Annotated in this window: 10 protein-coding genes; 6 read left to right on the top strand and 4 right to left on the bottom strand. The window is 72.6% G+C overall.

The annotated features are described in order from the left end of the window. Positions 1 to 10 precede the first annotated feature (10 nt). The 4 genes from GA0070215_RS09820 to GA0070215_RS09805 all read right to left on the bottom strand — a co-directional run bounded on the left by GA0070215_RS09820 (position 11) and on the right by GA0070215_RS09805 (position 4191). On the bottom strand, positions 11 to 1078 hold the full coding sequence (locus tag GA0070215_RS09820; protein ID WP_018785855.1) for an NADH:flavin oxidoreductase/NADH oxidase: 1068 nt from the start codon (positions 1076 to 1078) through the stop codon (positions 11 to 13). Positions 1079 to 1147: 69 nt separating this feature from the next. Further along, complete coding sequence (locus tag GA0070215_RS09815) at positions 1148 to 2428, bottom strand: dicarboxylate/amino acid:cation symporter (RefSeq protein WP_026267998.1); 1281 nt, start codon at positions 2426 to 2428, stop codon at positions 1148 to 1150. Positions 2429 to 2564: 136 nt separating this feature from the next. Then, a complete protein-coding gene (locus GA0070215_RS09810) occupies positions 2565 to 3233 on the bottom strand; it encodes a DUF998 domain-containing protein (protein ID WP_018785857.1) in 669 nt (222 codons plus the stop codon). Continuing rightward, entirely contained in the window at positions 3226 to 4191 is a 966-nt protein-coding gene (locus GA0070215_RS09805; protein ID WP_091044242.1) for a glutathione S-transferase family protein, read from the bottom strand. Before GA0070215_RS09805 ends, GA0070215_RS09810 begins: the two co-directional genes overlap by 8 nt. 96 nt (positions 4192 to 4287) lie before the next feature. Between GA0070215_RS09805 and pcaF the strand changes: the two genes are divergently transcribed. From pcaF to GA0070215_RS09775, 6 genes are all read left to right on the top strand, one after another. Next, positions 4288 to 5493 (top strand): 3-oxoadipyl-CoA thiolase, encoded by a 1206-nt coding sequence (gene pcaF / locus GA0070215_RS09800; protein WP_091044239.1) that lies wholly within the window; start codon positions 4288 to 4290, stop codon positions 5491 to 5493. A 116-nt stretch (positions 5494 to 5609) separates the two neighbouring features. After that, complete coding sequence (locus GA0070215_RS09795; protein ID WP_018785860.1) at positions 5610 to 6428, top strand: SAM-dependent methyltransferase; 819 nt, start codon at positions 5610 to 5612, stop codon at positions 6426 to 6428. 4 nt (positions 6429 to 6432) lie between these two features. Beyond that, complete coding sequence (locus GA0070215_RS09790) at positions 6433 to 8583, top strand: putative bifunctional diguanylate cyclase/phosphodiesterase (protein ID WP_091044235.1); 2151 nt, start codon at positions 6433 to 6435, stop codon at positions 8581 to 8583. Between the two features lie 91 nt (positions 8584 to 8674). Continuing rightward, complete coding sequence (locus tag GA0070215_RS09785) at positions 8675 to 9175, top strand: DUF456 domain-containing protein (RefSeq protein WP_018785862.1); 501 nt, start codon at positions 8675 to 8677, stop codon at positions 9173 to 9175. Positions 9176 to 9437: 262 nt separating this feature from the next. After that, a complete protein-coding gene (locus GA0070215_RS09780) occupies positions 9438 to 11012 on the top strand; it encodes an amino acid permease (protein WP_091044233.1) in 1575 nt (524 codons plus the stop codon). Between the two features lie 29 nt (positions 11013 to 11041). Then, positions 11042 to 11419: a nuclear transport factor 2 family protein gene (locus tag GA0070215_RS09775; RefSeq protein WP_091044229.1), complete on the top strand. Its 378-nt coding sequence runs from the start codon at positions 11042 to 11044 to the stop codon at positions 11417 to 11419. Positions 11420 to 11570 lie beyond the last annotated feature (151 nt).

The following is an 11570-nucleotide window of genomic DNA, read 5'->3' as shown; positions in this document are numbered from 1 at the left end:
ACGCGCAAGGTCAGACGGCTCGGGTGTACTGGTCGGGCCAGGTTGGGGTGGCTCCCAGCTTGGCTGCGGCGCGGTGGGGCCAGTACGGGTCGCGCAGCAGTTCCCGGCCCAGCAGCACCAGGTCCGCCTCGCCGCCGGCCACGATCTGCTCGGCCTGCTCGGGCTCGACGATCATGCCGACGGCGCCGGTCGGCACCCCGGCGTCGCGACGGATCCGGGCGGCCAGCGGCACCTGGTAGCCGGGGCCGACCGGGATGGACGCCTGGACCGCCGCGCCGCCGGAGGACGTGTCGACCAGGTCGACCCCGGCGGCGGCCAGTTCCCCGGCGAGCACCACGCTGTCGTCGACGGTCCAGCCGCCGTCGGTCCAGTCGGTGGCGGAGATCCGGGTCAGCACCGGCACCGACTCGCCGACGGCGGCGCGTACCGCGCGGGCCACCTCCAGCGTGAGCCGCATCCGGGCGGCCCGGTCACCGCCCCAGCCGTCGGTGCGCCGGTTGGTCAGCGGGGACAGGAACTCGTGCAGCAGGTAGCCGTGCGCGGCGTGGATCTCCACGGCGGCGAACCCGGCGTCGAGCGCCCGCCCGGCGGCGGTGGCGAAGGCGTCCACCACCGCCGCGATCCCCGCCTCGTCCAGCGCGGTCGGGGTGCGGTAGTCCGGTACGAACGGCTGGTCACCCGGGCCCACCGGGGTCCAGCCGCCCTCGGCGTCCGGCACACCGCCGCGGGCCGGCGCCCATGGGCGGTACGTGGACGCCTTGAACCCGGCGTGCGCGAGCTGCACGGCCGGCACCGCGCCGTGGGCGGCGACGAACGCGGTGACCGGCCGCCACGCGTCGACGTGCGCGCCGGACCAGAGGCCGGTGTCCTGCGGGCTGATCCGGCCCTCGGGCACCACAGCCGTCGCCTCGGTGATCACCAGGCCGGCCCCGCCGACCGCGCGGGAACCGAGGTGGACGCGGTGCCAGTCGGTGGGCAGGCCGTCGGGTCCGGCGCTGTACTGGCACATGGGCGCCAGCGCGACCCGGTTGGGCACCGTGACGCCGCGCAGGGCGAGCGGGGTGAACAGGGCACTCATTCTTCAGGCTCCTCCGGTCGTGGCAACGGGTGCGACTCCTTCCCGGCAGGCGCACCCGTTGGTTGTGGATCAGGCGGGTACGGGGTCGAGCCGCTCGGTCTCGACCGGCTCGATCAGGTCGCGCTTGCCGGCCGAGTCGTACGCGGCCCGGTCGAGCGTGCCCTCCCGGGCGGCCACGATGGTCGGCACCACTGCTTGCCCGGCCACGTTCGTGGCGGTACGGATCATGTCCAGGATCGGGTCGATCGCCAGCAGCAGACCCGCCCCGGCCAGCGGCAGGCCCAGCGTGCTCAGGGTCAGCGTGAGCATGACGATCGCGCCGGTCAGGCCGGCGGTCGCGGCCGAGCCGACCACCGAGACGAACGCGATCAGCAGGTAGTCGGTGACGCCCAGGTTCACGCCGAACACCTGCGCCACGAAGATCGCGGCGAGCGCCGGGTAGATGGCGGCGCAGCCGTCCATCTTCGTGGTGGCGCCGAACGGCACCGCGAAGGAGGCGTACTCGCGGGGGACGCCGAGACGCTCGACCGAGCGCTGGGTCACCGGCATGGTGCCGACCGAGGAGCGGGAGACGAACGCCAGCTCGATGGCGGGCCAGGCGCCGGCGAAGAAGCGCAGCGGGTTGAGCTTGCCGGCCACCGCCAGCAGCACCGGGTAGACCACGAACAGCACCAGCGCGCAGCCGACGTAGACGGCGGTGGTGAACTTCGCGAGGGGGGCGAGCAGGTCCCAGCCGTACGAGGCGACGGCGTTGCCGATCAGGCCGAGCGTGCCGATCGGGGCGAGCCGGATGACCCACCAGAGCGCCTTCTGCACGATCGACAGCAGCGAGCGGTTGAGCGCCACGAACGGCTCGGCGGCGTCGCCGACCAGCAGCGCGGCGGCGCCCACCACCAGGGCGAGGAAGACGATCTGCAGGACGTTGCCCTCGACGAACGCGCCGACCGGGTTGGTCGGGACGATGCCGGTGAGGAAGTCGATCCAGGAGCCGGTGGTCTTCGGTGCGGAGGCGCCGGCCGGGTCCAGGTTGACGCCCCGGCCGGGGTCGGTGAGCAGGCCGAGGCCGATGCCGATGCTCACCGCGACGAGCGCGGTGACGCCGAACCAGAGCAGCGTCTTGACTGCCAGCCGGGCGGCGTTGGCGACGCCGCGCAGGCTGACCACGCTGACCACGATGGCGGTGAAGACCAGCGGCGGCACGGCCAGCTTGAGCAGCTGGACGAAGAGGCCGCCGACGGTGTCGAGCGTGCTGGTCAGCCAGGCGAGGTCGGCGGCGCGGGCGAGGAAACCGAGTGCCACGCCGAGCACGAGGCCGAGCAGGATCTGGACGGAGAAGGGGATTCTGCGCAGGGCGGAGGTCATGGGGACGAATCCAAGGTCTGGAGAGGGAAGGCGGGCGTCGGGGCGTGGAGCTACGCCGGACAGACGCCGCTGGCCTGCCGTCGCAGGTCGACGTACAGGCGCTCGGTGAGGCACCAGACATTGGTCATCGTCGCGACACGTTACTCCCGTCCGGAGTCCGAACGGAAGGACCGTCGGCGGTGAGGCTCCTTACAGCCAGGTAGCCGGAGGTGGCCAGTCCCCAGACGGCGACCACCGCGAGCAACACCCGCTCCGACACCCCGAGCAGCGTGCTGCGCCCGACCAGCAGCAGCGCCGCCGCGACCACGGCGGCCACCGGCAGCGCCAGCGCCGCGCCGATCGCGGCGATCCGCCGCACCCCCCGGTCCGCCGCCGGGGAGACCAGCAGCACCAGCATGGCGAGCACCACCGCGGCGGTCGCCGCGATGCTGGCCCCGCCGTGCACCAGGTCGGCCACCGTGGTCGCCTCGAACGGCGGCAGCGGGCAGCCCTCGCTGCACGTCACCGCGCCGGAGAGCACCGTGGCCACCGCGCCGGCGCCGAGCAGCCCGGCCGCCGCGCGTACCCCCGGTGGCAGCGCCCCGGCGAGCAGCAGCAGCGACGCGGCCACCGAGAAGATCCCCGTCCGGTACGCCCCGGCGTACCCGCTGTCGGTGACGCCCGCCTCACTCACGTACCCGGTCAGGCCCGGACCGGGACCGGCGACCACCGCGACCGTCACCGCTGTCACGCCGGCAGTCAGGCAGACGGCGGCGAACGCGGCGGCGATCCGGCGGGCTGTTCCCTCAGCCACGCCCGTGCGCTGTGGTCCAGCCGGACAGGTCCGGGCCCAGCGGCACGATCCGGGTCGGGTTGATCATGTCGTGGGTGGCGTAGTAGTGCCGCTTGATGTGGTCGAAGTCCACCGTCTCGCCGAAGCCCGGCGTCTGGAACAGGTCCCGCGCGTACGCCCAGAGCACCGGCATCTCGGTGAGCTTGCGCTCGTTGCACTTGAAGTGCCCGTGGTACGCCACGTCGAAGCGCACCAGCGTGGTGAACAGGCGCACGTCCGCCTCGGTGATCGCGTCGCCCATCAGGTAACGCCGCCCGGCCAGCCGCTCGCTGAGCGCGTCGAGGCGGGCGAACAGCGCGGTGAACGCCTCGTCGTACGCCTCCTGGGAGGTGGCGAAGCCGCAGCGGTAGACGCCATTGTTGACGTCCCGGTGGATCTCCGCCATGAGCGCGTCCATCTCCGGGCGCAGCTCGACCGGGTAGAGATCGGGCGCGTCCGGCGCGTGGAACCGCCGCCACTCGGTCGAGAGGTCCAGCGTGAGCTGCGGGTAGTCGTTCGTCACCACCCGCCCGGTGAGCGTGTCCACGAGCGCCGGCACTGTCACCCGGCCGGTGTAGTCCCTGTCGGTGGACAGGTACGCCTCGGACAGGAAACCGATGCCGAGCACCGGGTCGAAGCCGTCCGGGTCGAGCGCGAACCGCCAGCCCCGCTCGTCCCGGATCGGGTCGACGGTGCCCAGCGAGATTACCTCGTCCAGGCCGAGCAGGCCGCGCACGATCCGGGCCCGGTGCGCCCACGGGCAGGCCCGGCACCAGATCAGCCGGTAGCGGCCCGCCTCCAGGGGCCAGCGCCCCTGATCGTCCGGCCCGCCGCCCTCCGGTGCTGTGGAGTGCGGGGTGACCCGGCCGGTGAACCGGTTGGGCTGGCGGACGAACGCGCCGCCGCCGCTGGTCTCTGCGCTGAACTGAGCCCCGGACATGCGGCAAACCTATCCGCTCGGGTCACGGATATCCTGGCGCCGGGTACCCCCGCGACCCGCCCCGACCCCTTCCCACCCCCGAAGGACGTACGCGCGATGACAGTGGCCTACCTCGTTGCCGGAGTCCGTACCCCGATCGGCCGGTACGCCGGCGCCCTGGCCGGGGTCCGCCCCGACGACCTGGCCGCGCACGTCGTCCGCGAGCTGGTGGCCCGCCACCCGTCGGTCGACTGGGCCCGCACCGACGACGTGATCCTCGGCTGCGCCAACCAGGCCGGCGAGGACAACCGCAACGTGGCCCGGATGGCCGCGCTGCTCGGTGGCCTGCCCGAGGAGGTGCCGGGCAGCACCGTCAACCGGCTCTGCGGCTCCGGCCTGGACGCGCTCGCCTCCGCCGCCCGCGCGATCGTCGCCGGGGAGGCCGACCTGGTGGTGGCCGGCGGCGTGGAGAGCATGAGCCGCGCGCCGTTCGTCATGCCGAAGGCGGCCACGCCGTTCGCCCGCACCGCCGAGGTGTACGACACCACGATCGGCTGGCGGCTGGTCAACCCGCTGATGCGCGAGGGCTGGGGCATCGACTCGATGCCGGAGACGGCGGAGAACGTGGCAGCCGAGTTCGGCGTGGACCGGGCCGCGCAGGACGCCTTCGCGTACCGGTCGCAGCAGCGGGCCGCCAAGGCGCAGGCCGACGGCCGGCTGGCCGAGGAGATCGTCCCGGTGACGGTGCCCGCCGGCAAGCGGGAGACGAAACTGGTCGAGGCCGACGAGCACCCGCGCGAGACGACGCTTGCGAAGCTCGCCGCGCTGCCCACCCCGTTCCGCGAGGGCGGCACCGTCACCGCCGGCAACTCCTCCGGCGTCAACGACGGCGCCGTCGCGCTGCTCGTGGCCTCCGCGGCCGCCGTCGCACGCTACGGCCTCACCCCGCTGGCCCGGGTACGCGGCGCCGCGTCGGCGGGCGTACCGCCACGGATCATGGGCATCGGCCCGGTTCCGGCGACCCGGAAGCTGCTCGACCGGGCGGGCCTGTCGCTCGCCGACGTGGACGTGATCGAGCTGAACGAGGCGTTCGCCGCGCAGTCGGTGGCGGTGCTGCGCGAGCTGGGCCTGCCGGAGGACGCCGAGCACGTCAACCCCGGCGGCGGGGCGATCGCGCTGGGTCACCCGCTCGGCGCCAGCGGTGCCCGGCTGGCGTTGACCGCCGCGCTGGAACTGCGCCGCCGGGGCGGCCGGCGGGCCCTCGCCACCATGTGCATCGGCGTCGGCCAGGGCATCTCGCTGCTGCTGGAGTCGGCCGACTGACCCGGGCCGCCGGCATCGCCTCCGGCGGATCTCCCATACCTGGCCGTACCAGCCTAGAGTGGTCTGGACCACATGATCCGCCATCGACGGCGGACGACGACCTGGGGGACCGAGCGATGCAGACGCCGGAGAGCCTGCCCACCGAGATCGACCTGAGCCGGCCGAGCGCCGCCCGGGTCTACGACTACTTCCTGGGTGGGGCGCACAACTTCGAGATCGACCGGCAGCTCGCCGAGCAGATCGCGGCCATGACGCCGAACCTGGCCGCCACCATGCGTTCCGGGCGGGAGTTCCTGCGCCGGGCCGTACGGGTGCTGCTCGACGCCGGCATCGACCAGTTCCTCGACATCGGTTCCGGCATCCCCACCGTCGGCAACGTGCACGAGGTCGCCCAGGCCGCCGACCCGGACGCCCGCATCGTGTACGTCGACACCGACCCGGTCGCCGTGGCGCACAGCCACGAACTGCTCGCCGGCAACGACCGGGCCACCGCGATCCTGGCCGACCTGCGCGAGCCGAAGCTGATCCTGGACCACGCCCGCGCCAGCGGCCTGATCGACTTCGACCGGCCGCTGGGCATCCTGCTCGCCGGCGTGGTGCACTTCGTGCCGGACGCCGACCGCCCGGCCGACATCCTGGCCACGCTGCGCGCCGCCGCCGCGCCCGGCAGCTACCTGGTCATCTCCCACTCCACGTTCGAGGACCAGCCGCAGGAGATGCTTGACGCGCAGCGGCTGTCGGCGCGTACCGCCACCGAGATCACGTTGCGCTCGCGGGCCGAGATCACCGGCTTCTTCGGTGACTGGACGATCCTCGAACCGGGCGTGGTGCACATGCCGCTGTGGCGGCCCGACTCCCCGTCGGACGTGGACGAGCACCCGGAGCGGTTCGGAGCCTTCGGCGGCGTCGCCCGGCACGACCGCGCCGCCGGCTGAGACCGTGCGCGCCCCGGACAGCGACGGGGGAGACGTCAGCCGGCCCGGCGCCGCCGCGTACGCCACCGAGTGGGCTCGGGCGGTGCGCCGCATCGGGTTCGTGCCGCTGAGCGCGGCCGAGACCGAGCGCCTGCTGATGCCGCTCACCGAACGGCTCGGCGAGGCCCTGGTCGCCCCCACCTTCTCCGCCCGCCCGGCGGAGGAGGTGGGGCGTGCCCTGGTCGAGGCGCACCTCACCGAGCCCGGCGTACTCGACTGGTCGGTGCAGGCACTCGGCGACCGGTTCCTGCAGTGGGTGCTGCCGTCGCGGACGGAGTCGCCGGAACTGCGCGAGCGGGTCGCTCTGCTCCAGGGCGCGTTCGCGGCCGGGTTCGCCCGCGCGCTGCGCGACCGGGTCTTCAGCCAGCAGGAGCGGATCGCCCGGTCCGCCTGGCAGGCCCGGGACACCGTCGAGCAGGCGCTGCGGGACAGCGAGGCACGGTTCCGGGCGGTCTTCACCGGCGCCGCCATCGGCATCGGCATCGCCGGGGTGGACGGGCAGATCATCGAGGTCAACCAGTCCTTCGCGGACATGCTCGGCTACACGGTCGCGGAGATGCGGCGGATGAACGTGTCGGCGCTGGCCTACGCCGACGATGCCTCCGGGATGTGGGAGCTGTACCAGGAGCTGATCGAGGGCAAGCGGGACAGCGCCCGGGTGGAGAAGCGCTACTACCGCAAGGACGGCAGCGTGGTCTGGACCGACCTCGCGGTGTCGCTGATCCGGCACGACGACGGCCGGCCCCGGTTCACGGTGGCGATGGTGGAGGACATCACCCAGCGGTACGAGTTGCAGCAGCGGCTGCGCTTCCAGGCGCTGCACGACCCGCTGACCGGCCTGCCCAACCGGACCCTGTTCTTCGAGTCACTCGAGGACGTCTTCGACGGCGCCGGCCCGGACCAGCGCGTCGGGCTCTGCTTCATCGACCTGGACGGCTTCAAGGCGGTCAACGACAGCCTCGGTCACGACCTGGGCGACCGGCTGCTCAAGGTGATCGCCCGGCGGCTCAGCGACTGCGTGGCCGGCCGCGGTCACCTGGTGGCCCGGATGGGCGGCGACGAGTTCGTCATCCTGGTCGACTCCGACGGTGGCATCGACGACGCGGTGGAGGTCGCCGAGCTGGCCCTGGCCGCGGTGTCCGCACCGGTGCACGTCGGTGACCAGCAGCTCGCCGTCTCGGCCAGCATCGGCATCGTGGAGTGCCCGGCGGCGGAGACGAGCGTCGGCGACCTGATGAAGGCCGCCGACACCACGCTCTACTGGGCCAAGGCGGAGGGCCGGGGCCGCTGGGCGGTGTACGACCCGGAGCGCAGCGCCGCCGACATCGCCCGCTCCGCGCTGGCCGCGAACCTGCCCGCCGCGCTGGACCGGGGCGAGTTCGTGCTGCACTACCAGCCGATCGTGTCGCTGCTGGACGGCACGATGGTGACGGTCGAGGCGCTGGTGCGCTGGCAGCATCCGGAGCTGGGGCTGATCGGGCCGGACCGGTTCATCGGGCTGGCCGAGGAGACCGGCCTGATCGTCCGGCTCGGTGCCTGGGTGCTGCGGCAGGCGTGCCGCGACGCCGAGTCGTGGCGGCGCGCGTACCCGGACACCAGGCCGGTGGTGAGCGTCAACCTGGCCGCCCGGCAGGCCGACGACCCGGCGATCGTGGAGACGGTGGCCGAGGCGTTGCAGCACACCGGCCTGCCCGCCGAGCTGTTGCAGCTGGAACTGACCGAGAGCGCCGTCATGGGCAGTGCCGGGGAGCCGTTGCGGACGCTGCACCAGCTGGCCGGCCTCGGGCTGCGCCTGGCCATCGACGACTTCGGCACCGGCTACTCGAACCTGGCGTACCTGCGGCGGCTGCCGATCCACTGCGTGAAGCTGGCCGGCCCGTTCGTCGAGGGGATACGCGGCGACGGCGCCGACGCGGTCGCCGACCACCGGGACGAGCGGATCGTGGACGCGCTGGTCCGGCTGGCGCACGCGCTGGAGCTGTCGGTGACGGCCGAGGCGGTGGAGACCGAGGTGCAGGCCGAACGGCTGCGGGCGCTGCGCTGCGACACCGGGCAGGGTCGGCTGTTCGGCGCCCCCATGCCCGCCGACGGCATCCGCGCCCGCCTGGGCGGGTAAGGAAGGGCCCCCTCTTAACGCCTCCGGTAGAGGAGGGGGCCCCGCTTAACACCTTCCGCGCAGACGCGGCAGGCGAGGAAGGGAGAACCGGTTGAGCCTCACCGATTCGCAGGCCGTGGTGTCGGTGGTCGCCGCGCTGGCGATCGTCGCCGGCCTGGCCGGAGTGGTGGTGCCCGGGTTGCCGGCGTTGCCACTGTGCTGGGGCGGCGTGCTGGTGTGGACGCTGTTCGGCGACGCCGGGCCGGGCCGCTGGGCGGTGCTCGCCGCCGCCACGGTGCTCGCCGCCGGCGGCACCGTGCTCAAGTACCTCTGGCCGGGGCGCAACCTGAAGCGGACCGGGGTGCCGACCACGTCGCTGCTGGCCGGCGGGCTGCTCGGCGTGGTCGGGTTCTTCGTGATCCCGGTGGTCGGGCTGCCGATCGGGTTCGTCGGCGGCATCTTCGGCGCCGAGCGGCTGCGGCTCGGCGACACCCGGCTGGCCTGGCCGGCCACGGTGCAGGCACTCAAGGCGGCCGGGCTGTCGATGGTCCTGGAGTTCACCGCCGGCCTGATGATCGCCGCGCTGTGGGTCGCGGGGCTGCTGTTCGCCTAGAGGTGCGGCGGCGCGGGGCGTCCGGAGGGTACGGCCGATCGCCGTACATCAGTGAGAGAGAGGTGGACGCCGCGCGCCGCCGCGGACCGGGCGTTGCCGAGCGCCCGGTGCCGGCCCGTCGGGTCGGGCCTGGTCACGCCCACAATGATGCCCCGGGCGGGATCGGCCGACAACGCAATTACCGGGGTACGTATTGACCGCCTTGATCGGCCGGGAGCACACTGCGAGCACTCGCACGAGCATCGCCTCGAGGAGGTGTGCAGTGGCCACGACGCCCGCGCCGACCGCCGAGCAGCCGATGGACGACGACGCCCGACGACTCGCCGAACTCGGCTACAAACAGGAGCTGCGCCGCAAGTGGAGCGGCTTCTCCAACTTCGCGATCTCGTTCTCCATCATCTCGATCCTGGCCGGCTGCTTCACCACGTTCGGCCAGGCGTGGAACAACGGCGGCCCGGTGGCGGTCTCCTGGGGCTGGCCGCTGATCTCGCTGTTCATCCTGATCATCGGCTTCTGCCTGGCCGAGCTGGTGTCGGCGTACCCGACAGCGGGCGGGATCTACTGGTGGGCGGCGAAGATGGGCCGGCCGGTGCACGGCTGGTTCACCGGCTGGCTCAACCTGATCGGGCTGGTCGCGGTGACCGCGTCGGTCGACTACGGCTGCGCCACGTTCCTCAACCTGACGCTGTCGGCGCTGTTCGACGGCTGGGCCGGCACCGGGCATCAGACGTTCGGGCTGTTCGTGGTGATCCTCGCCCTGCACGGGCTGATCAACATCTACGGGCACCGCATCATCGACGTACTCCAGAACGTCTCGGTCTGGTGGCACGTGGCCGGCGCGGCCGCTGTGGTGCTGATCCTGGTGCTGGTTCCGGACGACCACCAGAGCTTCCGGTTCGTGTTCACCGAGCGGTTCAACAACTCCGGCTTCGGTGACGGCGACAGCGGCGGACTGGCGTTCTGGTTCTACGTGCTGCCGCTGGGCTTCCTGCTCACGCAGTACACGATCACCGGCTTCGACGCCTGCGCGCACGTCTCCGAGGAGACCCGGGGAGCGTCCAAGGCCGCCGCCCAGGGGCTGTGGCGGTCGATCTTCTACTCCGCGGTGGGCGGCTGGATCCTGCTGCTGGCGTTCCTGTTCGCGGCCACCGACGTGGACGCGATCAACGAGGCGGGCGGCTTCTCCGGGGCGATCTTCGAGAGCGCGCTGACGCCGTTCTTCTTCAAGGCCGTCATCATCATCTCCACCATCGGGCAGTTCTTCTGCGGCATGAGCTGCGTGACGTCGATGTCGCGGATGGCGTACGCGTTCAGCCGCGACCGCGCGGTGCCCGGCTGGAAACTCTGGTCGAAGGTGAACCGCAACGGCACGCCCGTCAACGCCATCATCGGCGCGACGCTGGCCGGGCTGGTGCTCACGCTGCCCGCGCTCTACCAGCGCGGCGGCATCCCGGTGGCGTTCTACGCGGTGGTGTCGGTCGCGGTGATCGGGCTGTACCTGTCCTTCATCATCCCGATCTTCCTGCGGCTGCGGATGGGCGACCGGTTCACCCCGGGCCCGTGGACGCTCGGCCGGCGCTACAAGCTGCTCGGCTGGATCGCGGTGGTCGAGATCGCCGTCATCTCGGTCTACTTCGTGCTGCCGATCGTCCCGGCGGGTGTACCAGGCAATCCCGACTTCAGCTGGACGGCGGTCAACTACGCGCCGATCGCGGTCGGCGGCGTGCTGCTCGGCGTCGCCATCTGGTGGTACGCCTCGGCCCGCAAGTGGTTCACCGGCCCGCGCCGCACCGTCGACCAGCCCGAGCCCGAGCCCGAGCCCGCCGAGCCGTCGTAGCTGTCGGTGGGGCCTGCCATGATCCGGCCATGGACTCGGAAGCTGTGGTAAGCGCGTTGTGGGATCGCATGCAGGCCCGGGACTGGACCGGCGTCGGTGACCTGCTGGCCGACGACGTGGTGGTCGAGTGGCCGGTCAGCGCCGAACGGATCGTGGGCCGCGAGAACTACGTGAAGGTCAACGCCGAGTACCCGGAGGGCTGGTCGATCCGGGTACTGCGGGTGGTGGCGTCCGGCGACACCGTGGTGTCCGAGGTGGAGGTGCCGCACGAGGGGATGGGCGTGCACCGGGTCGCGTCGTTCTGGACGGTGCGCGACGGGCGGATCGTCGACGCGCGGGAGTACTGGACGAGCCTCGGCGCGGACCCGTCCCCGCAGTGGCGATCCGCCTGGGTCCAGCCGATCTGACCGCCGGGCCGTCCGGAGAACTCGTTGTTGGCTTTGCCGGTCAGGTCGCAGGCCCGATCTGTTCGGCCAACACGACGAACGCTCGCCACGACGACGGCGTGCCGTAGAGGGTGCCGCCGTCGCGGTCCTTGCTGGACGCAGTCGGTGTTGC

This window comes from Micromonospora marina (genome assembly GCF_900091565.1).
In the GTDB taxonomy this organism is placed as follows: domain Bacteria; phylum Actinomycetota; class Actinomycetes; order Mycobacteriales; family Micromonosporaceae; genus Micromonospora; species Micromonospora marina.
Note: the sequence above shows the minus strand (reverse complement) of the source record. Positions and strands in the feature narration are given on the sequence as shown.